At 71.8% G+C, this 26441-nt stretch carries 24 protein-coding genes; 18 read left to right on the forward strand and 6 right to left on the reverse strand.

Going from position 1 to position 26441, the window contains the following annotated elements; translation table 11 throughout:
• The first annotated feature begins 19 nt into the window (after window positions 1-19).
• The 6 genes from ABC766_RS04985 (at window position 20) to ABC766_RS05010 (ending at window position 5869) form a co-directional block, all read left to right on the forward strand.
• Entirely contained in the window at window positions 20-520 is a 501-nt protein-coding gene (locus ABC766_RS04985) for a DUF6468 domain-containing protein (protein WP_043352105.1), read from the forward strand.
• The gene (locus ABC766_RS04990; RefSeq protein ID WP_427902290.1) at window positions 517-1377 is read left to right on the forward strand and encodes a MotE family protein; all 861 of its coding nucleotides are present in this window, start codon (window positions 517-519) and stop codon (window positions 1375-1377) included. The genes ABC766_RS04985 and ABC766_RS04990 overlap by 4 nt, the downstream gene beginning before the upstream one ends.
• 122 nt (window positions 1378-1499) lie before the next feature.
• A complete protein-coding gene (locus ABC766_RS04995; protein WP_345821363.1) occupies window positions 1500-3137 on the forward strand; it encodes an ABC transporter ATP-binding protein in 1638 nt (545 codons plus the stop codon).
• 2 nt (window positions 3138-3139) lie between these two features.
• The gene (locus ABC766_RS05000; RefSeq protein WP_345821366.1) at window positions 3140-4363 is read left to right on the forward strand and encodes a phosphopentomutase; all 1224 of its coding nucleotides are present in this window, start codon (window positions 3140-3142) and stop codon (window positions 4361-4363) included.
• Between the two features lie 12 nt (window positions 4364-4375).
• Window positions 4376-4567, forward strand: coding sequence for a DUF1192 domain-containing protein (locus ABC766_RS05005; RefSeq protein WP_043388707.1), 192 nt, complete (start codon window positions 4376-4378; stop codon window positions 4565-4567).
• A 3-nt stretch (window positions 4568-4570) separates the two neighbouring features.
• Window positions 4571-5869: a leucine-rich repeat-containing protein kinase family protein gene (locus ABC766_RS05010; protein ID WP_345821371.1), complete on the forward strand. Its 1299-nt coding sequence runs from the start codon at window positions 4571-4573 to the stop codon at window positions 5867-5869.
• Window positions 5870-5949: 80 nt separating this feature from the next.
• Here the strand turns inward: ABC766_RS05010 and ABC766_RS05015 are convergent, their stop codons facing one another.
• Window positions 5950-6549 (reverse strand): cysteine hydrolase family protein, encoded by a 600-nt coding sequence (locus ABC766_RS05015; protein WP_043388702.1) that lies wholly within the window; start codon window positions 6547-6549, stop codon window positions 5950-5952.
• Window positions 6550-6702: 153 nt separating this feature from the next.
• On the opposite strand from ABC766_RS05015, the gene ABC766_RS05020 reads away from it, so the two are divergent.
• The 3 genes from ABC766_RS05020 to ABC766_RS05030 all read left to right on the forward strand — a co-directional run bounded on the left by ABC766_RS05020 (window position 6703) and on the right by ABC766_RS05030 (window position 10073).
• Window positions 6703-7635 carry a lytic transglycosylase domain-containing protein gene (locus ABC766_RS05020; protein ID WP_345821372.1) on the forward strand — a complete coding sequence of 311 codons (933 nt, stop codon included), beginning with the start codon at window positions 6703-6705 and terminating at the stop codon, window positions 7633-7635.
• Between the two features lie 83 nt (window positions 7636-7718).
• Complete coding sequence (locus ABC766_RS05025; protein WP_043388696.1) at window positions 7719-8621, forward strand: alpha/beta hydrolase; 903 nt, start codon at window positions 7719-7721, stop codon at window positions 8619-8621.
• A 126-nt stretch (window positions 8622-8747) separates the two neighbouring features.
• Window positions 8748-10073, forward strand: a complete 1326-nt coding sequence (locus ABC766_RS05030; RefSeq protein ID WP_345821373.1) for an O-antigen ligase — start codon at window positions 8748-8750, stop codon at window positions 10071-10073.
• 104 nt (window positions 10074-10177) lie between these two features.
• Here ABC766_RS05030 and ABC766_RS05035 read toward each other — a convergent pair whose 3' ends face one another.
• Genes ABC766_RS05035 through ABC766_RS05045 form a run of 3 tightly spaced genes read right to left on the reverse strand, consistent with a single transcriptional unit; the run spans window position 10178 to window position 13013 of the window.
• A complete protein-coding gene (locus tag ABC766_RS05035; RefSeq protein ID WP_051976355.1) occupies window positions 10178-10609 on the reverse strand; it encodes an acyl-CoA thioesterase in 432 nt (143 codons plus the stop codon).
• A 52-nt stretch (window positions 10610-10661) separates the two neighbouring features.
• Window positions 10662-12419: a pyrroloquinoline quinone-dependent dehydrogenase gene (locus tag ABC766_RS05040; RefSeq protein ID WP_427902291.1), complete on the reverse strand. Its 1758-nt coding sequence runs from the start codon at window positions 12417-12419 to the stop codon at window positions 10662-10664.
• A 60-nt stretch (window positions 12420-12479) separates the two neighbouring features.
• Window positions 12480-13013 (reverse strand): ankyrin repeat domain-containing protein, encoded by a 534-nt coding sequence (locus ABC766_RS05045; protein ID WP_345821374.1) that lies wholly within the window; start codon window positions 13011-13013, stop codon window positions 12480-12482.
• A 136-nt stretch (window positions 13014-13149) separates the two neighbouring features.
• Here ABC766_RS05045 and ABC766_RS05050 point away from each other — a divergent pair, with 136 nt between their 5' ends.
• Entirely contained in the window at window positions 13150-13362 is a 213-nt protein-coding gene (locus ABC766_RS05050) for a hypothetical protein (RefSeq protein WP_345821375.1), read from the forward strand.
• 15 nt (window positions 13363-13377) lie between these two features.
• On the opposite strand, the gene uvrB is transcribed toward ABC766_RS05050, so the two are convergent.
• Window positions 13378-16140, reverse strand: a complete 2763-nt coding sequence (gene uvrB / locus ABC766_RS05055) for an excinuclease ABC subunit UvrB (RefSeq protein ID WP_345821376.1) — start codon at window positions 16138-16140, stop codon at window positions 13378-13380.
• Window positions 16141-16444: 304 nt separating this feature from the next.
• Between uvrB and ABC766_RS05060 the strand changes: the two genes are divergently transcribed.
• The 8 genes from ABC766_RS05060 to ABC766_RS05095 all read left to right on the forward strand — a co-directional run bounded on the left by ABC766_RS05060 (window position 16445) and on the right by ABC766_RS05095 (window position 24484).
• Window positions 16445-17062, forward strand: coding sequence for a hypothetical protein (locus ABC766_RS05060; RefSeq protein ID WP_345821377.1), 618 nt, complete (start codon window positions 16445-16447; stop codon window positions 17060-17062).
• Window positions 17049-17438 (forward strand): transcriptional regulator, encoded by a 390-nt coding sequence (locus ABC766_RS05065; protein ID WP_043345490.1) that lies wholly within the window; start codon window positions 17049-17051, stop codon window positions 17436-17438. The genes ABC766_RS05060 and ABC766_RS05065 overlap by 14 nt, the downstream gene beginning before the upstream one ends.
• 77 nt (window positions 17439-17515) lie before the next feature.
• Window positions 17516-18238: a di-trans,poly-cis-decaprenylcistransferase gene (locus ABC766_RS05070; protein ID WP_345821379.1), complete on the forward strand. Its 723-nt coding sequence runs from the start codon at window positions 17516-17518 to the stop codon at window positions 18236-18238.
• Between the two features lie 43 nt (window positions 18239-18281).
• Window positions 18282-19505, forward strand: a complete 1224-nt coding sequence (coaBC, locus tag ABC766_RS05075; protein ID WP_345821380.1) for a bifunctional phosphopantothenoylcysteine decarboxylase/phosphopantothenate--cysteine ligase CoaBC — start codon at window positions 18282-18284, stop codon at window positions 19503-19505.
• Between the two features lie 331 nt (window positions 19506-19836).
• Complete coding sequence (locus tag ABC766_RS05080) at window positions 19837-21933, forward strand: HAMP domain-containing methyl-accepting chemotaxis protein (protein WP_345822672.1); 2097 nt, start codon at window positions 19837-19839, stop codon at window positions 21931-21933.
• Window positions 21934-22040: 107 nt separating this feature from the next.
• Entirely contained in the window at window positions 22041-22457 is a 417-nt protein-coding gene (locus ABC766_RS05085; RefSeq protein ID WP_043345483.1) for an FKBP-type peptidyl-prolyl cis-trans isomerase, read from the forward strand.
• 37 nt (window positions 22458-22494) lie between these two features.
• Window positions 22495-23865 (forward strand): Wadjet anti-phage system protein JetA family protein, encoded by a 1371-nt coding sequence (locus ABC766_RS05090; RefSeq protein WP_345821382.1) that lies wholly within the window; start codon window positions 22495-22497, stop codon window positions 23863-23865.
• Window positions 23858-24484: a DUF4194 domain-containing protein gene (locus tag ABC766_RS05095; RefSeq protein WP_043345479.1), complete on the forward strand. Its 627-nt coding sequence runs from the start codon at window positions 23858-23860 to the stop codon at window positions 24482-24484. Before ABC766_RS05090 ends, ABC766_RS05095 begins: the two co-directional genes overlap by 8 nt.
• Window positions 24485-24650: 166 nt before the next feature.
• Here ABC766_RS05095 and ABC766_RS05100 read toward each other — a convergent pair whose 3' ends face one another.
• Window positions 24651-26327 carry a methyl-accepting chemotaxis protein gene (locus tag ABC766_RS05100; RefSeq protein WP_345821383.1) on the reverse strand — a complete coding sequence of 559 codons (1677 nt, stop codon included), beginning with the start codon at window positions 26325-26327 and terminating at the stop codon, window positions 24651-24653.
• Window positions 26328-26441: the final 114 nt, after the last annotated feature.

Here is a 26441-nt window from a genome sequence, read left to right on the forward strand (position 1 = left end):
GGCCGATGAGGGTCCCAACATGAGTCTCTTCGTCACCCTCGCCGCCGACATCCTGGTCGCCGTCCTCCTGGCGGCGACCATCGTCACGTCCCTCCGTCTCTCGCGCCGCATCGGCCAGATGAAGGGCGACGAGGCCGCCCTGCGCCAGACCATCGGCGACCTGATGGTGGCGACCGGCACGGCCGAGCGGGCCATCGCCGGTCTGCGGGCGACGATCGACGAGGGCGACCGCACGCTGAACGCCAGCCTGGAAACCGCCACCATCCGCGCCGCCGAGCTGAAGCTGCAGGTCGAGGCCGGCGAGGGCGTGATCACGCGCATCGGCGCCATCGTGGCGCAGATGCGCGCTGTCCCGATCCGTCCCGAGCCGTCCCCTGAGCCGAGGCCCGCGCCGGAGATCCCGCCCGAGCGCAGGCCGGAGCAGGCCGGTCCGAACGGGGAGCGCCTCGGGGTGGCGGCCGCGGCGGCCCTCGCCATGAGCGAGCGCGCCCTCGCCCGCGTCCGGGCGCGCGCCGCGTGACCGGCGTAAAGGCCCCGAAGATCCCGCCGCCGAAGCCGGATCCCGAGGAGCGGATACGCCGCGCCGCGACGCCGCAGCGGCGCGCGCGCCGGAAGCCCGTCCGGCAGTTCCGGCTGCGCCTCATCGACGCCGTGGCGCTCGCGGCGGGCGGGCTGCTCGTGCTCAAGCTGCTCAGCCTGCTGCAGGCCGGCCTGCCGGAGAGCGCCGAGCTTCCGGAATACGGGCGCGCGGTCGCCCGGGCGCGCACCGGCTACGAGCCCTACGACCCGGTGACGACTGGATCGGTGGGCGCCAAGGAGGCGCCGGCCGCCGCGACCGAGAAGTCGCCGGAGCCGCCCCCGGCGCGGCCCGCACCGCCCGCAGCCGGGAACCCGGCCTCGCCCACCGAGCGCCTGCTCCTGGAGAAGCTCGGCGCCCGGCGCGACGCCCTGCGCCAGAAGAGCGAGGAGCTGGAGCTGCGCGAGAAGATGCTGGGGGAGGCCGAGCGCAAGCTCGAGACCGGCCTCGGCGACCTCAAGAAGGCCGAGGACAAGGTCGACGCCGTCGCGAAGGCGAAGGAGGAGGCCGAGAAGCAGGGCCTGAAGAACATCGTCACGATGTACGAGGCGATGAAGCCCAAGGACGCCGCCCGGGTGTTCGACCGGCTCGGGCTCGACGTGCTGGTCCCGATCGTGCTGGCCATGAATCCCCGCAAGATGTCCGAGGTCCTGGCGGTGATGCAGCCCGAGACCGCCGAGCGCCTGACCGTGGCCCTCGCCAACCGCGCCCGCGGCGCCGGAGGGCCGCAGGCCCAGGCCGGGATGGGGCTGCCCGCCAACGAGTTGCCGGCGATCGATCCCGGGGCGCCGGCGCGGTAGGAACGCGGCGCAGCGCGGGCGGCCGCGCGACTTCCCGGAGCCTGCCGTCGCACATGTCGGGTCGGCGTCATGCGGCACCCGCACGGGCTAGGGTCCGGGGCCGGGCGCGCTATAAGGGGCTCATGTCAGAGGCCGATCCCCAGCCGCTCCTCGCCGTCGAGGACCTGTCCGTGGCGTTCCGCGCGCGGGAGGGCGAGACCGTGGCGGTCGACGGCGTCTCCTTCGCCATCCGCCGGGGCGAGACCCTCGCCCTCGTGGGCGAATCGGGATCGGGCAAGTCGGTGACGGCGCTGGCGATCCTGCGCCTCCTCGATGGATCGGCCCGGCAGGACGGCCGGATCCTGTTCAAGGACCGCGACCTCGCGCAGCTGCCCGAGCGGGCGATGCGCGACGTCCGCGGCGCCGACATCACCATGGTGTTCCAGGAGCCGATGACCTCGCTGAACCCGCTCCACACGATCGAGCGGCAGATCGGTGAGGTACTCGGCCTGCATCGCGGACTCTCCGGCAAGGCGGCCCGCCGGCGGATCCTGGAGCTTCTGGACCTCGTGGGCCTGCGCGACGCGGAGCGGCGCATGGGCGCCTACCCGCACGAACTCTCCGGCGGCCAGCGCCAGCGCGTGATGATCGCCATGGCGCTCGCCTGCGAGCCGGACCTTCTGGTCGCCGACGAGCCGACCACGGCCCTGGACGTGACCGTGCAGGCGCAGATCCTGGCTCTGCTCGCCGACCTGCAGAAGCGCCTCGGCATGGCGATGCTGTTCATCACCCACGATCTCGGCATCGTCGAGCGGATCGCCGACCGCGTCTGCGTGATGCTCAAGGGCCGCATCGTGGAGGCCGGTGCGACCAAGACCGTCTTCGCGGATCCGCAGCACGAGTACACGCGCCGCCTGATCGCCTCCGAGCCGAAGGGCCGGGCCAACCCCGTCCCGGCCGATGCCGCGCCGCTGCTGGAGGCCGGGCCCCTGAAGGTCTGGTTCCCGCTGAAATCGGGTCTGCTCCGGCGCGTCACCGGCCATGTCAGGGCCGTGGACGGCGTGTCCCTGCGGGTCCGGACCGGCGAGACCGTCGGCGTCGTCGGCGAGTCCGGCTCCGGCAAGACGACCCTCGGCCTCGCCCTTCTGCGGCTCACGCGCTCGGAAGGGCCGATCGTCTTCCTCGGACAGGCGATCGACGGCTTCGGCGTGGCGCAGATGCGCCCGCTGCGGAAGGACATGCAGGTGGTCTTCCAGGATCCCTACGGCTCTCTCTCGCCGCGCATGTCGGTGGCCGACATCGTCGCCGAGGGGCTGGTGGTGCAGGGCGCGGCGCGTTCCCGGGCGGAGCGCCGCGCCGTGGTCGCCAAGGCCCTGACCGATGTCGGGCTCGACCCGGCCGCCATGGACCGCTACCCGCACGAGTTCTCCGGCGGCCAGCGCCAGCGCATCGCCATCGCGCGGGCCATGGTCCTCAATCCCCGCTTCGTCGTCCTCGACGAGCCGACCTCGGCCCTCGACCGCTCGGTCCAGGCGCAGATCGTGACCCTGCTTCGCGACCTCCAGCGCGAGCGCGGCCTCGCCTACCTGTTCATCAGCCACGACCTGAAGGTGGTGCGGGCCCTCGCCAACTACGTGATCGTCATGCAGAACGGCCACGTGGTCGAGGAAGGCCCTGCGGAGTCGATCTTCGCGAATCCTCAGACCCCCTACACCCGCGCCCTGTTCAAGGCCGCCTTCGCCCTCGAGAGCGACGCGCCCGCCGAGCTGGAATCCGCCTGACCATGGCGCGCGCCCTCATCATCGTCCTCGACTCCGTGGGCGTGGGCGGGGCCCCGGATGCGGAGAGCTACGGCGATGCCGGCTCCGACACGCTGGGGCATATCGCCGAGCGCTGCGCGGAGGGAAGCGGCGATCGGGCGGGGCTGCGCGCGGGTCCGCTGCGTCTGCCCCATCTCGCCGAACTCGGGCTCGGACTGGCGGCCGGCGGCGCCTCGGGCCGCATCCCGCCGAACCTCGCGCCGGCCGGGCCGCCGCGGGGCGCCTACGGCCACGCGGTGGAGAAGGCCGCCGGCAAGGACACGCCCTCCGGTCACTGGGAGATCGCCGGGCTGCCCCTGACCGAGCCCTGGGGGCATTTCCCCGACACCCGGCCGGCCTTCCCGCCGGAGCTGACCCGCGCGCTGATCACGGAAGGCGGCATCCCGGGCATCCTGGGCGATTGCCACGCGCCGGGCGTCGCGATCATCGACGCGCTGGGCGCCGCGCATGTCCGGACCGGCCAGCCGATCTGCTACACCTCGGCCGACAGCGTGTTCCAGATCGCCGCCCACGAGGAGGCGTTCGGGCTGGAGCGGCTCTACGACCTGTGCCGCGTGGCGCGCCGGCTGTGCGACCCCTACCGCGTCTGCCGGGTGATCGCCCGGCCCTTCGTGGGTTCGGCGGAGGCGGGTTTCCGCCGAACCGGCAACCGCAAGGATTTCGCGGTCGCGCCGCCTGGGCGCACCCTGCTCGACCGGGCCGAGGCGGCCGGCCGCGCGGTGGTGAGCGTCGGCAAGATCGGCGACATCTTCGCCCACCGCGCCACCGGCCGCGAGATCAAGCCAGGCCCGAATGCGGCCTGCGTGACGGCGGGACTCGCCGCGCTGGCGACCCTGCCGGCGGGCGGCCTGATCTTCGTCAACCTGGTGGATTTCGACACGGAGCACGGCCACCGCCGCGACGTACCGGGCTATGCCGCGGAGCTGGAGGCCTTCGACGCCCGGATCCCCGAGATCCTGGCGGCGCTGGCGCCGGGCGACCTCGCCGTGATCACCGCCGACCACGGCAACGATCCGACCTGGACCGGGACCGACCACACCCGCGAGCAGGTCCCGGTCCTGGCCTTCGGCCCGGGCGTGGCCGCCCGGTCGATCGGCCGGCGGGAGACCTTCGCGGATATCGGCGCCACCGTGGCGGCCCATCTCGGGCTGGCCTGGGACGGGGCCGGAACTTCGTTCCTGGATTAGGGAGGACACGACGTGCGGGACGACGACGACCGGCCGCGCAAGGCCGTTGCCCACGAGATCGGGCAGCCCCTCGACACGCTCTCCCTCGGGGATCTCGACGCGCGCGTCGCGCTCCTGCGCGCCGAGATCGCCCGGCTCGAGGCGGCGCGGGCCGCCAAGCAGGCGGCGCAGGGCGCGGCCGACGCTTTCTTCAAGCGGAGCTGAAGCTTGGACCGGAGCGAAACCCTCGCCGCCCTGCGGCGCGGCGATCTCGGCGGCGCGCGGGAGCTGCGGCTGCCCGACGGGCTGACGGCGGTGCCGCGCGAGGTTTTCGCCCTCGCCGACACGCTGGAGGTGCTGGATCTCGGCCGGGGCAGCCTCGCCGACCTGCCGGACGATTTCGGCCGCCTCCACCGCCTGCGCGTGCTGTTCTGCTCCGGCAATCCGTTCCCGCGCCTGCCGCCGGTGCTCGGCGCCTGCCCCGCGCTCAGCCAGTTGGGCTTCCGCGGCTGCGGCATCCGCGAGGTCCCGGCGGAGTCGCTGCCGCGCGACCTGCGCTGGCTGACGCTGACCGACAACGCGATCGCGGAGCTGCCCGCCGCCCTCGGCGAGCGGCCGCTGCTCCAGAAGCTGATGCTGTCGGGGAACCGGATCGCGGCGCTGCCGGACAGCTTCGCGGGCGCGGCGCGTCTCGAGCTGATCCGGCTCTCCTGCAACCGGCTCGAAGCGCTGCCGCCCTGGCTCGGCACCCTTCCGCGCCTCGCCTGGGTGGCCTACGCGGGCAATCCCGCCGAGCCGGCCTCCGAGCCCGCGGACGCGCCGCGCGTGCCGTGGGCGGACCTGGACGTCGGCGATCAGCTCGGTGAGGGCGCGTCGGGCCGCGTCTTCCGCGCGGCTTGGCGCGGTCCCATCGCCGCGCAGGATGTCGCCCTGAAGCTGTTCAAGGGCGCGATGACCAGCGACGGCCTGCCCGAGCGGGAGATGGAGGCCTGTCTCGCTGCCGGCACGCATCCGGCGCTTACCGGTGCGCTGGGCCGGCTCCACGATCATCCCGCCGGCGTCCAAGGGCTGCTGCTCCGGCTTCTCCCGTCGCACTGGCGGGTGCTCGCCGGCCCGCCGAGCCTCGCGAGTTGCAGCCGCGACGTCTACGATCCGAGCCTGCGGCTGGAGCTGGCCAAGGCCCTGCGGATCGCTCGCTCGGTCGCGGAGGCGGTGGCCCATCTGCACGGGCGCGGGCTGCTCCACGGCGACGTGTATGCCCATAACACCCTGTGGGATGCCGCAACCGGCGCCGCCGTGCTCAGCGATTTTGGTGCCGCCTCGGCGCTCCCGGACGGACGGGGCGGCGCGGTGCTGGCGCGGGTCGAGGTGCGCGCCGTCGGCATCCTGATCGATGAGCTGCTCGATCGTTGCGCGACGCCGCCGGAGACTCTGCGGGCTCTGGCGCAGGCCTGTATGCAGCCGGATCCCGACGGGCGGCCGGCGCTCGACGCGGTGATCGACGAAATCGACCGGCTTCAGTCCTGATCCCGTCGGATTCGGCCGTGCCGCCGCTTCAGGCGGATACCGCGCGGGCTCTGCGGAGCGGGAGCCTTGTTCCCACAGCGTCAGTCCGGGATGTCGCCCTGCCCGCGCGCGATCACGGCGAACAGATCGCCGAGGGCGGCGAGGCTCGCGGCCTGGAGCTGGGCTGCCGGCACCACGTGTCCGTCCGGCCCGGGAAGATCCCGCGTCGCCGTGGCGGCGGCCACGACGGTGGGACGGAACCCGAGGTTGAAGGCGCTCCGGGCGGTGGAATTGACGCACATATGCGTCATGAATCCCGCCAGGATGACGTCCTGTACGCCGGCTTCCTGGAGGCGTGCCTGCAGGTCCGTGCCCACGAAGGAACTCGGATAGGCCTTGGTGATCACCGGCTCGTCGCCCTGCGGCGCCACCTCCGGGCTGATCTGGCCGATTGGCGCGGTCACATCGTAGGGCGTTCCCGGCCCGGCATTGTGGCGGACATGGATCACCGGGATCCCCGCGTCGCGCGCCCGCTTCAGCAGGCCCGCGGCCTCGCGGAGCGCAGGCTCGACGCCCTCGAGCCGCATGACGCCCTCGCGATAGGTCTGCTGCAGGTCGATCATCACCAGAGCGGAACCCGTGAGCGGGGCCGGCGCGGGGCTCAGGCCGGACAGGCCGCGCAGGGTTGCCAGATCGGACATCGGCGCATCTCCCATGGCGCCGCCTTGGTGGGGCGCTCGAATGTCGGGACGCTACGACGGACCGGCCCGGAAGCGCCATAGCGCAAAGGTGCACCGTCCGAACCGCACGGGAAGGTTGACGGTCTGGATTGATCCGTACCCGCAGGTCGCTACATGCGCGGCGTGATTGCCCCGCCCCTGCGCCTCGGCGCGCTGCTCCTCGCCTTCGTCTGCGCGCATCCGGCTGCGGCCGCCCCGTCCGAGGGGGCGACCGAGACCGTCGAGCAGGCCCTGTGCCGCCTGATCGACGAATCCGCCAAGGCCCGTGGCCTGCCGGTGCCGTTCCTGACGCGCCTGATCTGGCGCGAGAGCAGCTTTCGCGTGGGGGTCGTGAGCCCGGCCGGGGCGCAGGGCATCGCACAATTCATGCCGGGAACGGCACGGGAGCGCGGCCTCCTCGACCCGTTCGATCCCGAGCAGGCGATCCCGCACGCAGCCCATCTGCTGTCCGATCTGAAGTCCCAGTTCGGCAATCTCGGTCTCGCGGCCGCAGCCTATAACGGTGGCGCCGCGCGGGTCAGCAAATGGCTCGCCGGCGATGGCGGCCTGCCCGCCGAGACCCGGACCTACGTGGCGGTCATCACGGGCCGGCCGGTGGACGATTGGCGGACCGGGCCCGCCAAGGCGATCGAGTACCCGGAGGGCGGCGCACCCGCCAAGCCCGAGGGCAAGGACGCGAAGGACGCGAAGGACGCCCATCCGGAGGCACCGCAGACCTGCCTGCAGGTGACCGCCAGCCTGCGCGTCCCGTCCCGCGGCGACCGCTTCGCCCTCGGCCTCAACGAGGGGCCGGCCGCTCCCTGGGGGATCCAGCTCGCGGGCAACTTCTCCAAGGCGCTGGCGCTCCAGAGCTTCAACCGGGCGCGGAGCGCCTATGCAGGGGTGATCGGCGAGGTCCGGCCGATGATCATCGGTACACGCCTGCGCAACCGCGGCACCCGCGCCTTCTACCGGATCCGCATCCCGGCGCAGAGCCGGCAGGCGGCCGACGACCTGTGCGGCCGCATCCGCAAGGTCGGGGGCGCCTGCATCGTCCTGCGGACCTGATTTTTCACGATCCGCCGCGGGACCGTCATCAATCCGCCCCGAGGGCGGTGCGGTATGAGCCGGTCGGGATAACCGGATGGGATATGACACGCCTCCTCACCGCGTTTGCTAGCCTCCTCTGTCTCGGGCTCGCCGCGTTCGGCTTCACCGCTGCCTCGCCGCTCGCCCTGTTCGACGCGATCGGCCCGCGCGATCCGGGGGGGCGCCTCGCCGCGAAGGACCAGCCCTTCGGCGAAGGGCCGCGGCGGCACCTCGATGTCTACGTCCCGACGGCGGCCGCCGAGAATGCGCCGGTCCTCGTGTTCTTCTACGGCGGCTCCTGGCAGAGCGGCTCCAAGGACGATTACGCCTTCGTCGGGCACGCGCTCGCCGCGCAGGGCTTCGTCACGGTGCTGCCCGACTATCGGCTCTACCCGGAGGCGCCGTTTCCCGGCTTCCTGGAGGATGGCGCGGCGGCCATCGCCTGGGTGCGCGACAACATCGCGGGCTATGGCGGCGATCCGCGCCGGATCGTGCTCGCCGGCCACTCGGCCGGGGCCTACAACGCGGTGATGCTGGGCCTCGACCCGCGCTACGTGATCGCGGCCGGAATCGATCCCAAGGTCATCAAGGCGGTCGCGGGCCTGTCCGGACCCTACGATTTCCTGCCGTTCGATCAGGACACCACCGTGAAGGTGTTCGGGAAGGCTCCCGATCCGGAGGCAACGCAGCCGGTGGCCTTCGCGGGCCCGCTCTCGCCCCCCGCCTTCCTGGCGACCGGAGACGCCGACACGGTGGTGAAGCCGCGGCACACGGTCAGCCTCGCCGCCAAGCTGCGGGCCGAGCACGTCCCGGTCCAGGAGCGGATCTATCCGGGGCTCGATCACAAGGACACATTGCTGGCGCTGTCCGTCACCTTCCGCTCCAAGGCCCCGGAACTCGCCGAGATGGCCTCGTTCCTGATGCGGCAATCCGCCGGCCGCTCGCAGTACACGATGCGGCGCTGATCGCTTCGGGCTTACGTCAAGGTTATCGCGCGATCGTCGGCCGGAACGTCTGATTTTCCATCGCCCCGGACCCGCGGGCCGCTAGAATGGTCTCGGCCGCACGGCGCGGCCTCGCGGTGGGACGGCATGGCTTCTGCGGACGCGGCGATCGGGATCCCGGCCGACGGGCGGCAGCGCGGCGTCGCGGGCCGGGACATGCCCGACGTGCTGCGCGTGCTCCTGAACGGGTTTGTCTTCGTCCTGCTCTGGAACCACGTCTGGCTGAAGGATCTGTCGGATCGGTCGATGCTCGCGGCCTCCGAGGATGGAAGCCTGCTGACGCAGGTCCTGTTTCTCGGCGCCGGTGCCGCCATGGCCGCGGCGATCCACCGGATCGGCGTCCGGCACCTCCATCCGCTGCTGACGCGCCCCCTCGTCCTCTGCGCCCTCTGGCTCGGGGCGACGGCGCTCCTGTCGATCGAGCCCAGCCTGTCGCTGCGGCGGCTCGTCCTGTTCGCCATCGCGGCGATGCTCTCGGCAGGCGTGCTGATCGTGGCCCGATCCCCCCGGCAGTTGGCGCTGACCATGGCTGGATCCGCCCTGGTGATCGTGCTCGGTTCCTACCTCGCGGTCGCCCTCGTGCCCAATCTCGCGATCCACTCGGCCTTCGACGTCAATTCCGATCCCAGCCATCCCGGTCTCTGGCGCGGAATCTTCCCGCAGAAGAACGAGGCCGGGGCAGCCATGGTGATCCTGGTGATCGTCGGCCTCTACGTCGCCACCGTCGCGAGCCGTCTGCTCGGCTGGGCGATCGTGATCCTGGCGGCCGGCTTCCTGGTGGCGAGCGGATCGAAGACCGCGATCCTGCTCCTTCCGGTGATCCTCGCCGTCACCGGCCTGTGCCAGGGCCTCACCGGCGGGTTCCTGCGGCGCCTGCTGCTCCTCGGCCCCGTGATCGGGTTCTCGCTGATCTCCATCGGCTCCGTGCTCGCGCCGCCGATCCAGGATGCGGTGGGGGCGCTGCTCACCGACGCGACCTTCACGGGCCGCAGCGAGATCTGGCAGTTCGCCATCGACAACATCATGATCCGGCCCTGGCGCGGCTGGGGCATCGGCGCCTTCTGGATGACCGAACGCACCATGTACGCCGGCTCCGAGGAGCTGACCTGGGTCACCACCGTCGACCATGCCCACAACGCCTATCTCGACACCGCGCTGATCGGCGGCCTGCCGTTCCTCGCGCTCACCGTGGTGGCCTTCGTCCTCGCCCCGGTGCGCGACCTGCAGCGCGTGGCCGGCGGAATGCGCCTCGACGCGGAGATGATGCTGTTCCTGCGGCTGTGGTTTCTCGGGCTGGTCTCGGCCTCCTTCGAGACGGTGCTCTACAACGGTAACAACGCCACCTGCTGCATGTTCATGATGGCGGTGTTCGGCCTGCGCCTGCGCACCCGCTACGCCGTCCTGGCGCGCTGAGGCGGATCCGCCGCCCGATCGTCCCCGACCCTCGGCGCTTGGCCATCCCACGCGTATCGCCGCCGGACGCGGGACGCGCGCGGAATGCCGTCCTCGAAACCGGATCAGAGCCCGGATTCGGCCGGCGGCACCGGCCGTGGGCGCCGGTCCTCGCCGATCGCCACGAAGGTGAAGGTCGCCTCGGTCACCTTCATGGTGACCTCGCTCGCCCGTTCGCGCCGCCAGACCTCGACCTGGATGCGCAGGGAGGAGCGCCCGACCTTCAGGAGCCACGCATAGAGGCTCACCTCGTCGCCCACGAAGACCGGGTGGTGGAAGGTGATCGCGTCGACCGCGAGGGTGGCGCACCGGCCCCGTGCCCGACGGGCCGCGACGTTGCCGGCCGCGAGATCCATCTGTGCCATGAGCCAGCCGCCGAAGATGTCGCCGGCGGGGTTGGTGTCGGCGGGCATCGCGATGGTGCGGATGACCGGCGGACCGCGATCCGTCGGCTGGACCGTCGCCCCGCCCCCGATGTCCTCGCACAGGTCCGCCATGGCCATCCGTCCCCCGAACGGACGGGAGACATCCGGCCAAGCTCGGTCGCGGTCAATCGGGCAGCGCGAAGACCAGCAATGCGTCGCCGGTGCCGAACCCGGATGCCTTGGTGAAGGAGGCGCCGCCCGCCGCCACCGCGAGGTATTGCTTGCCGTCCAGCGCGTAGGTCATGGCCGGGCCGCTGATGCCGGCCCCGCACTGGAAGCGCCAGAGAATCCGGCCGTCCTTCGCATCGTGGGCGTCGAGATGGCCGTCCTCCTCTCCCGAGAAGACGAGGCCGCCGGCCGTCGCCAGGGTCCCTCCGGAGAGACGGCTCCCGCTGCGGACCGACCAGGCGATCCTGCCGCCATCCACGAGGTCGACCGCCGTCAGCGTGCTGAAGGACGCCTCGCCCTTCGCCTCGCCCGTCTCCGTGTAGCGGATCTCCGGACGCCCGGCAGCTGCCGGAACGGTCTTCACCGTGTAGGTCGTCGCCCCGTGGCGGACCTGAACGTAGGCGCGCCGGCCGTCATAGGCGGTGGGCGGCCACGAGACCGCGCCGAGGGGGCCGGGCGCCACCACGGTGCCCTGCGGCGTCGGCGGCGCGAACAGGTTCTTCTGATCGACGAGCGGCGCGGACCGCGCCAGGAGCGTCCCCTTGGCGCGGTCGTGGACGTAGATCCAGCCGGTCTTGCTTGCCGAAGCCACCGCCTTCGCGCCACCGGGCATGTCGAGCAGGAAGGGCGGCGCGGCGACGTCGTAGCCCCATTCGTCGTGCGGCACCTGCTGGTAGTACCAGCGCAGCGCGCCGGTCTTCACGTCGAGGGCCACGAGGCACATCGTGTAGAGGTTGTCGCCCGGACGCGAGAGGCCGAAATTCTGCGGGGCCGGGTTGCCGGTGCCGAGGAAGATCAGGCCGAGATCCGGATCATAGGCCGGCGTCATCCAGAGGGAGCCGCCGCCGACGCGCCAAGCGTCGCGGTTGGCCGGAGCGGCGGCCTTCTCGGCGGCGATGTCCCGGTGGAGCGGCGTGCCGTCGGCGGTCTGGGCGACGAAGCCCCCCTCCCAACCCTCGGACGGCGTGACGTACCAGCGCCAGCGTTCCTCGCCGGTCTTCGCGTCGTAGGCCGCGAGCCAGCCGCGTCGCCCGTACCCGCCCTCGATGCCGACGACGGCGCCGCCGTCGAGGCCGCCCGCCTCGTCCTCGATGTGGAGGCCGTATCCGGCGCCGGTGACGCCGACGATCACGAGCCCGTCGGCAACCAGCGGCGGCATCTTGAAGCCGAGGCGGCTCGAGCCCTGGACGGGCTTGCCGCCGAGCGTCGCGGCGAGGCCCGAGGCGGTCTCGCTCTCGCCCTCCTCGGGGCGGACCGCCTCCTTGTCCCAGACGATCCTGCCGGTCTTCGCGTCGAGGGCGATCAGCCGCCCGTCCATGGTCGCCTCGAAGACGAGACCCCCCGACACCGCGACCCCGCGGTTCGAGGGCGGTCCGAAGATCTTCTCGGTGCGCGGCTTGTGGGTGTAGGTCCAGACGGGCTTGCCGGTCTTCGCGTCGAGGGCCGCGACGTTGTTCTGCGTCGTGGAGACGAAGAGGGTGCCGTCCACCATCACGGGCTGGGCCTGGAAGTATCCGGTGATTCCGGTCTGGAAGATCCAGGCGGGGCGCAGCCGACCGACAGTGTCGCGGTCGATCTGGGTCAGGTCGGAGAAGTTGCGGTTGCTCGGATCGTGTCCGAAGGCCGGCCAGGGCGATTCAGCGGCGGAGCTCGACCCGAGGGACGCCGGTCCCGCAAAGCAGGCCAGCAGGACCGCCCCAATCCATCGCGCCAAAGCTGTGCTCCCTTGTGCGGCGACAGTCGCGCCCGCCTGGATCCGTTTCTGAAAGTGGGCCTAAGCCTGCCTCTGGGGCGCCCCGTCGAGCTGCGCCGGCGTCGCCTGGGCCCCCATTGCCCGGGCCATGTCGGCGGCGCTCTGTCCGGAGGCGTCGCGCCGGTCCGGGTCGGCGCCGTGGCGGAGGAGCAGGTCGACCATCTCGGTGCGGTCGAACATTGCCGCCGTCATCAGGGCCGTGCGGGTGCCGTCGCCGGTCCCGTCCACCCTGGCCCCGTGTTGGAGCAGGAGCTGCGCGATCGCGAGATCGTTCTTGAAGGCCGCGCCGGCGAGGGGCGTCTGGCCACGGTCATTGGCGAGTTCCGGGTCGCCGCCGGCCTCCAGGATCACCCGCGTGGCGTCCGCCTGGCCGTTATAGGCGGCCAGCATCAGCAGGCTGTCGCCCTTGTCGTTGCGCAGGTTCGCCGGCAGCCCCTGCCCGAACAGGTCGGCGAGATCCTCCGCATGGCCCATCCGCGCGTACTGAAAGACGCGGGCGGCGAAGGCCAGGGTCTCGTCATCGAGGGTCGGGGGCGTGTTCGTCTCTGAGGCCATCGCGTGCTCGTCTCTTCTGGCCGCTGATCTGGGCCGGTCCGGCGTCCACGTCCAGCGGCGGCGGGAACAGTTTCGGGGCGCTGCTCGTTCCAGCCGCCAATCCGGGCCAAAGGCCCGACGCTTCCGGAGCGCGCCGATGCCCCGACCCTTCGAGCCCTTCGCCGACGCCTTGCGCGCCGCGCGCGACATCGTCCGGGAGCGTGCAGGCGCGGTCGCACAGGCGGCCGTACAGGCCGATCCCCACGCCTACGACGAGGCCTGCAACGCCCTCGCCGTCCGGATCGCCCAGGCCATCGTCGATGCCGGCGAGGCCGCGACGGCGCACGGCCGGGATCACGAGGCCGCCTGAGCCAACGGCGGCCGGTCAGCCCCGCCGCCGTCCGCCGCCGCCCTTGTATTTGGGCTTCTGCCCGCCGAGCCCCTGCGTCGAGCGCGGCTTCGGCCGCTCCTGCCAGGCCGGCGCGAGGCCGCCCACCGGAAGCTCCCGGTCCGTGCCGGGGCCCATATTGTCGAGGTCGGGCTTGGCGATGCGGCTGCCGCCTCCTCCTGCGCCCCCTGCCCCGCGCGGCGCCTTCCGGCCGAACTTCCCGGCCTCGCGCTCCACGTCGCTCTGTCGTGCCATCGGGTCGTCCGAGACCAGAAGCTCGGTGGCCTGGAGCCGCTTCAGCTCGTCGCGCAGGCGGGCTGCCTCCTCGAAGTCGAGATCGGCGGCGGCGGCGCGCATGCGCTTCTCCAGATCCGCCATCACGGCCTTGAGGTTGTGGCCCACCGTGATCGCGTCCTTGGCCAGCCCGGTATCGACCTGGACGTGGTCGCGCTCGAACACGCTGCTCAGGATGTCGGCGATGCCGCGCTTCACGCTCTGCGGCGTGATCCCGTGCTCTTCGTTGTAGGCGAGCTGCTTGGTGCGGCGCCGCTCGGTCTCGGCCATCGCCCGCTCCATCGAGCCGGTGATGTTGTCCGCGTACAGGATGCAGCGCGCGTCGGCGTTGCGGGCGGCGCGGCCGATGGTCTGGATCAGAGAGGTCTCCGAGCGGAGGAAGCCCTCCTTGTCGGCGTCGAGGATCGCCACCAGGGCGCATTCCGGGATGTCGAGGCCCTCGCGCAGGAGGTTGATGCCGATCAGCACGTCGAAGGCGCCGAGCCGCAGGTCGCGGATGATCTCGATGCGCTCCAGCGTGTCGATGTCGGAGTGCATGTAGCGCACCCGGACGCCGTTCTCGTGGAGATACTCGGTGAGGTCCTCGGCCATGCGCTTGGTGAGCGTGGTCACGAGCGTCCGGTAGCCGGCCTGCGCGACTTCCCGGACCTCGCCCAGCAGGTCGTCCACCTGGCTGCGGGCCGGGCGGATCTCGATCACCGGATCCACGAGTCCCGTCGGGCGGATCACCTGCTCGGCGAAGACGCCCCCCGTCTGCTCCATCTCCCACTTGCCCGGCGTCGCCGAGACGTGGACCGTCTGCGGGCGCATCGCGTCCCATTCCTCGAAGCGCAGGGGGCGGTTGTCGAGGCAGGAGGGCAGCCGGAAGCCGTATTCGGCGAGCGTCGCCTTCCGGCGGAAGTCGCCCCGGTACATGCCGCCGATCTGCGGCACCGTGACGTGGCTCTCGTCGGTGAAGACCAGTGCGTTGTCGGGCAGGTACTCGAACAGGGTCGGCGGCGGCTCGCCGGGCTTCCGGCCGGTGAGGTAGCGGGAATAGTTCTCGATGCCGTTGCAGGCGCCGGTGGCCTCGATCATCTCGATGTCGAAGGTGCAGCGCTGGTCGATGCGCTGCGCCTCGATGAGGCGGCCCATCTTGGTAAGCTCCTCGATCCGGCCGTTCAGCTCGTTCTTGATGCCCTTGATCGCCTGCTGCAGCGTCGGGCGCGGCGTCACGTAGTGCGAGTTGGCGTAGACCTTCACGAACTTCAGTTCGGAGATCGTCTTGCCGGTGAGCGGATCGAACTCGACGATGCTCTCGACCTCGTCGCCGAACAGGCCGATGCGCCAGCCGCGGTCTTCCAAGTGGGCGGGCCACAGCTCGATGGAATCGCCGCGCACCCGGAAGGTGCCGCGGGCGAAATCCGACTGGATCCGCTTGTACTGCAGGGCCACGAGGTCGGCGATGAGCTGGCGCTGCTCGATCCGCTCGCCGAGCGACACGGTGAAGGACATCGCCGTGTAGGTCTCGACCGAGCCGATGCCGTAGATGCACGAGACCGAGGCGACGATGATGACGTCGTCGCGCTCCAGCAGGGCGCGGGTGGCGGCGTGGCGCATCCGGTCGATCTGCTCGTTGATCGAGGATTCCTTCTCGATGAACGTGTCGGAGCGCGGGACGTAGGCCTCGGGCTGGTAATAGTCGTAGTAGGAGACGAAGTACTCGACGGCGTTGTCCGGGAAGAACGCCTTGAACTCCCCGTAGAGTTGCGCGGCCAGCGTCTTGTTGGGCGCCAGGATCAGGGCCGGGCGCTGGGTCTCCTCGATGATCTTGGCCATCGTGAAGGTCTTGCCCGAGCCGGTGACGCCGAGCAGCACCTGATCGCGCTCGAGTCCTTGCACGCCGCCGACGAGTTCGGCGATCGCTTTCGGCTGGTCACCGGCGGGCTTGAACTCGGATTTCAGCGTGAACCGGACGCCACCCTCGGATTTCTTCGGTCGCTCCGGGCGGTGCGGGACCCAGGTCTGGCCGTCCTTGAACAGCGGGTTGCCCTCGGTGAGCAGCCGCTCCAGGGCCGACACCGTCGCGGAGGCGCCGCCATCGCCGCCGGGATCCGGCAGGTCGGCGCTCTCCGGCGCCGGACCGTCCTCCGGCGGCGTCAGGCCGAGCGCCTGGGCGAGGCGCGGATCGACATCGGCCGCATCGCCGAGGGCGTAGCCGGCCTGCGGAGCCTCCGCGAAGCCGTCGCGGGCGATCGCGCCCCGGCGCGCGGCGGCCTTGGTGCCGTCCTTGCCGGCTCGTCCTTTCGGCTTGCCCGGCCGCGCGGGCGGCTCGGGGGGCGGCTCGACGGCGGCCGGCCGGTTCCGGTTGAGCGCCGGGTTCAGGAGCTCGGCCAGATAGGTGTCGAGCGGCTTGAGCTCGGGCTTCGACGCCTTGGCGGACGACGCCGAAACGGAAGCGGCGCGCGGTTTCTTCGGTGCTGGCATGAGAACAATATGGGCCTGGACCCCGCTCCGAGGAACCCTGCACGGGTGCGGTTTGACAACTTCCGTGGGAGGCCGCCCGCGCCTCGGACCGGTGGGTGGGCGAGACCCCTTTCCACTGGAGAAGGCGTAGCGAATACAGCCATTAAGTAGAATTCACGGGGTGCCGATCTCGACCTCGGGCTCGGATGCTGAGAAGATCCGCATCCGCGGAGTGGGACAGGCGGCTTGCGGAAAGCCCATCCTGTCGATACTTTGCGATGCAAAGCGCGGTGCGAAGCATGCTGCAGCCGGGGGCTTGAGGCACATGCAGGACCTGGACAAGGCGCTGGCCGACATCGTGGCGATCCGCTCGCAGATCGCCCGCGACACGGCGTTCCGGGGTTTGGGGGCGGCGACGGTCGCCGGCACCGGCTTCCTCGCGCTGGCTTGCGCGGCGGGGCAGGCCCTTTGGCTTGGCGATCCCGCGGCGCGGCCGGGCCTGTTCTTCGGCCTCTGGATCGCGGCCGCCCTCGCGGCTTTCATGATGATCGGCGTCGAGGCGGTCCGGCGCAGCCGGCGCCTGCATTCCGGCCTCGCCGACGCCATGGTTTGGAACGCCATCGAAGTGTTCCTGCCGGCCGCGGGCGCGGGGGCCTGCCTCGCCCTGGTCGTCGCCCGCTTCGCACCCGACGAGGTCTGGATGCTGCCGGGTCTCTGGCAGGTGCTGGTCGGCCTCGGCCTGTTCGCCTCGTCCCGGATCCTGCCGCGGGCTGTCCAGGGCGTCGGCGCCTGGTACCTGCTCGCCGGGCTCGCCGTGCTGGCGGTCTCGGCCGGGACCCGGGCCCTGTCCCCCTGGACGATGGGCCTGCCCTTCCTGCTCGGTCAAGCGTGGCTGGCCGGGATCATCCATCACGCGGCCCGGGCCTTCGATGACGACCGCTGACCGTTCCGACGGGCGCTTTTCCTACGAGGGGCTCGACAGGATCATCCACGAGCGGGCGCGCCTCAGCGTGCTGACCTCCCTGGTGGCGCATCCGAAGGGCCTGCCCTTCCCGGATCTCAAGCGCCTGTGCGGGCTCACCGACGGCAACCTGAGCCGCCACCTCGCCGTGCTGAGCGAGGCCGATCTGGTGAGCCTCGAGAAGGGCTTCGCGCACAACCGGTCGCAGACAGTCTGCCGCCTCACCGTCACCGGGCGCCAGCGCTTCATCGGCTATCTCGGCGTGCTCGAGCAGGTGGTGCGCGACGCCGCGCAGGCCGCCGAGCGCGGCCCCGAATCCGGTGTCCGCGGCCTCGATCCGGCCACGAAAACGGCGTGAGACCGCCCCGTCCCGCCGGGAATGTTAATCCCGTCTCGATAGACCTGAACGCCACGCCCATGCCGGGAGACTTTACGATGCAAAGCGAAGCGGTGCCGGGTCCCCTGCACGCCGCGATCATCATGGACGGTAACGGGCGCTGGGCCACGCAGCGCGGCCTGCCGCGGCTGGCCGGCCACCACCGCGGCGTGGAGTCGATCCGGCGCACCGCCGAGGCCTGTCCGGATCTCGGCATCGGCACGCTCACGCTCTACGCCTTCTCGGCGGATAACTGGCAGCGCCCCGCCGAAGAGGTCGGCGGCCTGATGCGGCTCCTGCGCTCCTACCTGCGCAACGAGACCCAGCGCCTCGCCCGGACCGGCACGCGCCTCAGCGTCGTCGGCCGGCGCGACCGTCTGCCGGACGGCATCCCCGAGGCGATCGCCGCGGCGGAAGCCGCCACGGCGGCGGGGACCCGGTTGCATCTCCGGATCTGCGTCGACTACTCGGCCCGCGACGCGATCATCGCTGCGGCGCAGCGCCTCCAGGGCGAAGATCCGACGCGCGAGAGCTTCGGCGAGCTGGTGGCCGGCCCGATGCACGGCTCTCCCGTCGATGTCGACCTGCTGATCCGCACCGGCGGCGAGCGCCGTCTCTCCGACTTCATGCTGTGGGAGGCGGCCTATGCCGAGTTGCACTTCACAGAGCGGATGTGGCCCGAGTTCGGTCCCGAGGACCTGGCCGAGGCGGTCGCCGAGTTCGGCCGCCGCGAGCGCCGGTTCGGCGGGCTGAAGGCTCCGGCAGTCTCGGCCGCGGCCTGAGGCCGCTTGACGGGCGCGCACCGGCGCGCAGAGGGTCGTCGGCATGACCGAGACCCTCGCCCAGCGCCGTGTCCTCCTCGTCATCGGCGGCGGCATCGCGGCCTACAAGGCCCTCGACCTGATCCGGCGCCTGCGCGAGCGCGGCGCCAGCGTCTGCCCGGTGCTGACCGCGGGGGCGCAGGAATTCGTGACGCCCCTTGCCGCCGCCGCGCTCGCCGGTGAGCGGGCCCATACCGACCTGTTCGACCGGGCTTCCGAGGCCGAGATCGGCCACATCAAGCTCGCCCGTCAGGCGGATGCCGTGGTGGTGGCGCCCGCGACCGCCAACCTGATGGCCCGCATGGCCGGCGGTCACGCGGCCGACCTCGCGACCACCGTCCTGCTGGCGACGACCCTTCCGATCCTGATCGCGCCGGCCATGAACGTCCAGATGTGGGCGCATCCGGCCACCCGCCGGAACCGCGCGGTCCTGGAGGGCGACGGCGTCCGGATCGTCGGGCCGAATGCCGGCCGGATGGCGGAGCCCGAATCCGGCCCCGGCCGCATGGCCGAGCCCAACGAGATCGCCGATGCGCTGGAGCGGATGCTCGGCCAGCAGGCCGGGGAGAGGCCCCTGGCCGGTCGGCGCGTGCTCGTGACCTCCGGCCCGACCCACGAGCCGATCGATCCGGTCCGCTACATTGCCAATCGCTCCTCCGGCCGCCAGGGCCACGCCATCGCGGCGGCCGCCGCTGCGGCCGGTGCCACCGTGACCCTGGTCTCCGGGCCCGTGGCGCTCCCCGATCCGCCGGGCGTCGCCGTCGTCCGGGTCGAGACCGCCCGGCAGATGCTGGAAGCCGTCGAGGCGGCGCTGCCAGCCGACATCGCGGTCTTCGCCGCCGCGGTCGCCGACTGGCGTCCGGAGCAGGAGGCCGGCAGCAAGAAGATCAAGAAGGACGGCACCGGCCCGGCGCCGATGCCGCTGGTGGAGAATCCCGACATCCTCGCCACGATCGCGCGCCTGCCAATGGGGCGCCCGCCCCTCGTGGTCGGGTTCGCCGCCGAGACCGACACGGTCGTCGAGCACGCCCGGGCGAAGATTGCCCGGAAGGGCTGCGACCTGATCGTGGCCAACGACGTCTCGGCCGAGGGCGGCGTCATGGGCGGCGCCGACAACACGGTTCACCTGATCCGACGGGACGGTGCGGTGGAAACCTGGCCGCGCCTCGGCAAGGACGAGGTCGCCCGGCGGCTCGTGGCCCATGTCGCGGGGCTTCTGGCCGGCTGACGCAACGGGGCCGCTGCAAGCCCGCCTCCCTGCCCCGCGAAGGTGCTTCGAAGGTGCTTTGTCGGCCCGCGCGCCCCGGCGGCGACGTCGATCGCGCGCAGACGGGTGAGAGACGGTCCTGAGATATTTGTATTTTGGAAGAGGTGATTTTCGCGATTATTCGTGGTTTCATTCCGTAAAAGCCGGAAATTTCCTCAAATCACATTTCTAATGAGCTTATACGCGGTCGAATGACCATAGAAATACATCAGCTTTTTTGATTGTGCCTGAGAAAAACTTGTTATGATCCTGCGATACGCTCGATCTGTCGGGCCGTCGGAGGTGAAGCATGATGCGGGTGCGGGACCTGTCGATCCGGACGACCATGTGTCTCGTCCTCGTCGCCATGGCGACGATCATGCTGGCCTTCGCGACGGGCGCCGTGCGGGAGGCGCAGGAGCAGGCGGCGGAGGCCGAGCAGGTCATCACCCTGGTGCGGGCGAGCCGCGCCCTTCTCCAGACCGTGAACGTGGCCCGGTTCGAACGGGGGGCGACGCTGCAATTCCTCGCCGCCGCCGAGCCCGTCGAGGCCGAGACCCGCGCGTCGCTCTACGCGGACCGGCAGCGGGTGATCGCCGGGCTGGCCGAAGCACAGCCCCTCCTCGACGGGCTGGGTCTCTCCGCCGTGACTGCGACCCTCGGCCCCCTGCGGGCTGCCGGCGGACGCGTCGAACGCCTCCGGCCGCGGGTCGACGCGGCCCTGAAGCTGTCGGGATCCCAGCGGGAGGGCGCGGTGACGACCGAGGCGAAAGCCGCCTTCCAGGAGATGCTCGATACCCTGATCGCCACGAGCGATGCCGTGGATGCCGCGATCCCGCTGTCCGACGGCATCCTCCGACGCGACCTCGCCCTCAAGCGGGCGGCCTGGTCGACGCGCATGGCCAACGGAGCCGTCGCCCTGCGCGTGCAGACGTCCCTGGCGGCCGGGACGGCCTGGACGCTGGACGAGACCGTGGCGGCCGCCGAGGAGCGGGGACGTCTCGACGCGGCCTGGAGATCGGCCATCGAGGCCGCTTCGGAGATGTCCGAGACGGTTCGCGCGGCGTTCCGCCGGGCCCGGGAGAACAATTTCGAGGGCCCGTCCCTGGCCCGCCGGTCCGCAGTGGCGACCGCGCTGAGCCGCGGCACGCCGCCGGGTCTGACGCTCGCGCAGGCGCGCAAGCTCGATACGCCCGAGCAGGTCACCCTCGTCGACCTCGCCTTCGTCTGCCTCGACGAGATGATCGCGCGGGCCGAGACCCTGTCCGGCGCGGCCCGGAGCGTCCTGCTGCGCGACGGGGCGGCCCTGCTCGCAACCCTGCTCCTCGTCGCGCTCGCCCTGATCGTGCTCTTCCGCGGGGTGCTGCGGCCGATCCGGGCGATCACCGCGACGATGGAGGTCCTGGCGGCCGGGGATGCCGACGTCGCGGTCCCAAGCCTGGACCGGCGCAACGAGATCGGCGCCATGGTCCGGGCCGTGCAGGTCTTCAAGGACAACCTGATCCGGTCCCGTCGCCTCGAAGCCGAGGCCGAAGAGGCCCGGCAGGTCGCCGAGGCGCGGCGCCGCAGCGGAGTGCGCGCGATGGCCGAGCGTTTCGAGCGAGTGGTCGGCGGCGTCATCGCCCAGGTCTCGGCCTCGGCCACAGCCCTGCAGGCCACCGCCGGGAGCATGACGGAGACCGCGGCCGAGAGTGCCGGGCAGTCGACAACCGTCGCCGCCGCCGCCGAGCGGGCGGCGAGCAACGTCAACACCGTGGCGGCGGCTGCCGAGGAACTCGCCACCTCCGTGCAGGAAATCGGCCGGCAGGTCGACGGCTCGGCCAATCTCGCGCGGGCGGCCGTCGCGGAGGCCGATCAGACCGGCGCGCTGGTCCGGGACCTGAGCGAGGCCGTGTCGCGGATCGGCGACGTCGTCGGGCTGATCGCGACCATCGCGGGCCAGACGAACCTGCTGGCGTTGAACGCCACGATCGAGGCGGCGCGGGCGGGCGCCGCCGGTCGCGGCTTCGCGGTCGTCGCCGCCGAAGTGAAGGCGCTGGCCGTTCAGACCGCCCGCGCCACGGACGAGATCTCGGGCCAGATCGGGCGGGTTCAGGCCTCGACGGGCGAGGCCGTCGCGGCGATCGGGACAATCACGGCCCGGATCCGCGAGATCGACGGCGTGGCGACCTCGATCGCCGCCGCGGTGGAGCAGCAGGGCGCGGCCACTCAGGAGATCGTCCGCAACGTCGGACAGGCGGCGCAGGGCGCGGCCGCGGTCACCGGCCATATCGCCGGCGTCGCCGAAGCCTCGAGCGCGACCGAGGCGGCGGCGGGGGAAGTTCTGGCCGCGGCCGCGGCCCTGTCGGCCCAGTCCGCGCATCTGACCGCCGAGGTCGACCGGTTCCTGGTCAGTGTCCGCGCCGCCTGAACGGTCCCGGAGGCTCGGGCGACCGGGCTCCCTGGCCTGGACGGGTCCGAGGCGATAGAAGGCCTCCCGACGGCCGGCGCGCACGGCGCCGGCTCCAGGGAGAAACCATGCCTCGCCTGTCCCCCCTCTTCGGAGCCGCGTTGATCGCCATGACCACAGCCGCCACTGCCGAGACCGTGACCACGCCCTCCGGCCTCAAGTATCAGGACGAGGTCGTCGGCACCGGGCCTGAGCCGAAGGCCGGCCAGCAGGTCACCGTCCAGTACACCGGCTGGCTCGACGAGGGCGGCAAGAAGGGCAAGAAGTTCGATTCGTCCCGCGACCGCAACCAGCCCTTCAGCTTCCCCCTCGGCGCCGGCCAGGTGATCAAGGGCTGGGACGAGGGCGTCGCCACCATGAAGACCGGCGGCAAGCGCACCCTGATCATCCCGCCGCAGCTCGGCTACGGCGCCCGGGGCGCCGGCGGCGTGATCCCGCCGAACGCCACCCTGATCTTCGACGTCGAACTCCTCGGCGCGAAGTAAGCGGCACGGCTGCGCGACGGCGAGAGTTTCCAGAACCATGCTGTTCGCGCAGCTGTCCGACGAGCTGTTCAAGCCGCTGGCTTCGCCGAGCCGCGGCTTCAACGCGGCCCTGCTCCTGCACCTGCACCGGCGCGTCCTCGGGGCCGAGCCGGTGCGCAAGGCCGAGCTTCTGGCCGAGATCGGCGACTTCGCCGCCGGCTGGAGCGATCCCGAGGTCAGCGGCGACGAGCCGATCTCCGCCGATCCGACCGAGCGCCGCACGGCGCTTTACCGGCGCCTCCTCGACACCGGCTGGCTGATCGAGCGCCGCGAGCGCTACGTCCCGGTCGCGGAGTTCGACCCCGAGGCGCGGCTCCTCCTGGAGGAGCTGTCCCGGCTGGAACGGGGCGAGACCCGCTCCTACGGCGGGGCCGTGCTGGAGGTTCTGGGTGGCCTCGAGAGCGCCCTGTCGGATCCGGCGAACCGCTCCGAGGCCCTCTCCAACGCCGCCCGGGGCGCGGCCGCCTTCCTGTCGCACGTGCGCGGGCTCGCGGCCGGCATGCGCAAGGTCGAGGAGCGCATCCTGCGCGAGCCCGACCGCGCCAAGACCTTCCGGCTGTTCTTCGAGGATTTCGTCGAGCGCCACCTGATCAGCGACTACCGGACGCTCCACACCCGCTTCAACCCGTTCCGCTTCCGCGCCAGCGTGGTGCGCGAGGCCGGCCGGGCGCTGCGCGACGCCCTCACCGTCCGGGCCCTGGCCGAGGGCCTCATCCGGGAGGGGCGGAGCGCCGATCTCGACGCGGCGCAGCGGGCCGTCCGGACGGATCTCGCCCAGATTCTCGCGGTGTTCGAGGGGCTCGACAACCATCTCGATGCCGTCGACGCCGTGGTGGCGCGTCTGGAGCGCCGGATCGCCTCCGCCCTGCACGTGATGGACCGCCCGGATCCGAGCGGCGTCGAGCGCGTGGCCGCGATGCTGCGCGCCGTCGGCGGGTCGGAGATCGCCCCCGACGTGCCGGGCGACGTCTCGCTGCTGCGGCCGCCCATCGGGCACGCGCATCTCCAGGCGCCGCGGGCCCGCAAGGCCGCGATCGACATGGAGCCCCTGCCCGACATCGAGGACGATCCGGTGGTCGACGCCTTCGCGGCCGCCAAGGCGGAGTTCCGGCGCCGCACCACCGTGACGCCCGAAAGCATGAGCGCCTTCGTGGAGGCCCGACTCGGAAAGGCGGTGCGGCTGCGCGGGTCGCAGATCGTGATCGCGGGCGTCGACGACTTCATCGTGTTCCAGCGCCTGCGCGAGATCGACGTGCTGTTCGACGCCAAGCTCGGCGAGCGCTACGCCGTCACCCGGCTGCCCGAGCGGGTGGCCAATGGCTGGCTCGACTGCCCGGATTTCCTTCTGGAGCGCCGCCCCTATGCTTGAGGGCTTCCGCGCGATCATCGACGGCGACGAGCCGCCGCCGCCCGGTGCAAGGGCGCCGGATGCCGAAGAGCTGAGCCGTGCCCTCCAGGTGCTTCTGAAGGGGCAGGTGATCTACGCCGAGACCCAGGGGATCGGCCGCTCCTACGAGCTCGCCCGGCACTACGCCCCGTTCTTCACCGACTACTTCGCCTGCCTCGGCTACGCGCTCACGGTCTCGCATCGCGACCAGATGGTCTCGCTGAGCCCGGCCGCCGACGCGCCCCGCCACGACATCGTCTCGGAGCGCCTGCGCAAGGACGAGACGCTGGTGCTCCTGGCGCTCCGGCTCCTCTACGAGGAGGGCCTGCGCGACCACCGGGCCGGGACTGACGGGATCGTCGACTGCACCACCGACGAGATCGTCGAGAAGATCCGCACCGTGGCGCGCAACGAGCCTCCCGAGGAGGGGCGGCTCGCCGACATCCTGCGCCTCTACGCGAAGCGCGGCGGCCTGCGCCTCGGCGAGCGCGACCGGGTCGAGCGGGTCACCCCGCTCTCGCTCCTGCCGGGGCTGACGGTGCTGGCTTCCGACGCCTGGATGGAGCGCCTTCGGGCGTGGTCGGAGGCCGGGGAGGCCTGAGGCCGACGTGCGTCCTTGAGGGGGTATCGTCTTCGCGAACGGAGCGAAGCGCCCCGGCGGCGGTCCGCTCGACGACGTCCCGCTGACCGGGGTCAGGCGTGGCGCCCGTGACGACGGGCGGCGACCGGCCTCATCGCCCGGACGCCGCCGGCCGGCCGGTATCCGGTCAGGCCGCCCGGACGGTCGCCAGGAAGTGCTCCACCTCGCTGCCGAGATGGGCCGCCTGCCGGGCCATCTCGGAGGCCGACGCCAGGACCTGCGCGGCGGCCGCCCCGGTCTCCTCGGCGGCGCCCGCGACGCCGCTGACATTGGCGGTGACGGATTCGGTCCCGGTCGCCGCCTCGGCGACGTTGCGGACGATCTCCTGGGTGGCCGCGCCCTGCTCCTCCACCGCCGCGGCGATCGACGTCGCCATGCCGCTGATCTCGCGGATGCGGCCCGCGATGCCGTCGATGGCCAGGACGGCCTGGCCGGTCGAGCCCTGGATCTGTGCGATCTGGGTTGAGATCTCGGCCGTGGCCTTGGCGGTCTGGTCGGCCAGCGCCTTCACCTCGGTGGCGACGACCGCGAAGCCGCGTCCCGCGGCGCCGGCCCGGGCGGCCTCGATCGTGGCGTTCAGCGCCAGCAGGTTGGTCTGGCTGGCGATGGCCGAGATCAGGTCCACCACCTCCCCGACCCGGCGCGCGCCGGTGCTCAGGGCCTGGACGAGATCGGCCGTGGCGGCCGCCTCGCGGACGGCGGCCTGCGCCAGATCCGCCGAGGCGCCGACCTGACGGCCGATCTCGTTGACCGAGGAGCCCAGTTCCTCGGCGGCCGCCGCGACCGTGGTCACGTTGCTGGAAGCCTCCTCGGCGGCGGCCGCCGCGCTGGTCGACTGGCCGGCCGTCTGCGTCGCCGTCGCGGTGAGGCTCTGGGCCGTGGATTGGAGCTGAGTCGCCGCGGACGTCACCGAGCCGACGATGCCGCCGATGGCCGACTCGAACCGGTCGGCGAGTTCGCGCGTCGCCTGCCGGCGCTGGGCCTCGGCGCCGGCCCGGGCCTGCGCGGTCTCGGCCTCGAGGGCGCGGGCGTGCAGCAGGTTCTCCCGGAAGACCGCGACGGTCGCCGACATGGCGCCGATCTCGTCCCGCCGCGCCGCGTAGGGGATCTCGGCCTGCGTGTCGCCGTCGGCGAGGCGCCGCATGGACAGCGTCATCCCCGCGAGCGGCCGCGACACGCCCGTGAAGGCGTACAGCATGGCGCCCAGCGCGATGACGAAGCTGACGAGCAGGCTCACGATGGTGGTCCGGACCGCGTCCGCTTGGCTGTCGCGGGCCGTGCGCCCGGCCGCCTCGCCGTTCCTGATGTTCAGGTCGGCCAGAGCGCGGGTCGCGGTCGAGGCCGCGAGATAGTTGGCGTTCATCGGCCCGCGGAAATAGGCGAGCGCCTGATCGTGCTGATCGGCCGGGAAGGCGCGCAGACGGGTCCAGTCGGCCTGCTGCACCGCGAGCTTGGCGAGCAGGTCGTCGTAGATCGCCTGCTCCTCCTTCGACGCCACCAGGGTGCGGTAGGCCTCGGCCTTCGCCTGGCGGTTCCGCATCATCTCGTCCGCGCTCTTCAGGCTGGTCGCGCGCTCCGATTCGGTATCCGCCGTCACGTAGCGGAACTGCCACAGTCGCGAGCGCATCACGAGGGCGTTGATCGCCTGGGCCTCGTTGATCGACGGCACGGCGTTGTCGATCAGCTCCGCGAGCCGCTGGTCGACCGCCTGCATCTTGTAGAGAGTCACGCCGCCCTGAACCAGCGCCGCCAGGAGCAGGAGGGCGAAGAGGCCGCTGAGCTTTGCTTTGAGACTGAGACGCATCGGTCGGTTCCGGTCGTGCGGACGAGACCGGCAGGACATGAACAGGTTGTGCTAATAGTGTCATAACCTGAGGTAGGATCGGGCTTCAGAGGTTCGCGCGTGTCGGCTTGCATA

This window comes from Methylobacterium fujisawaense, from assembly GCF_039619325.1.
Lineage (GTDB): Bacteria > Pseudomonadota > Alphaproteobacteria > Rhizobiales > Beijerinckiaceae > Methylobacterium > Methylobacterium fujisawaense.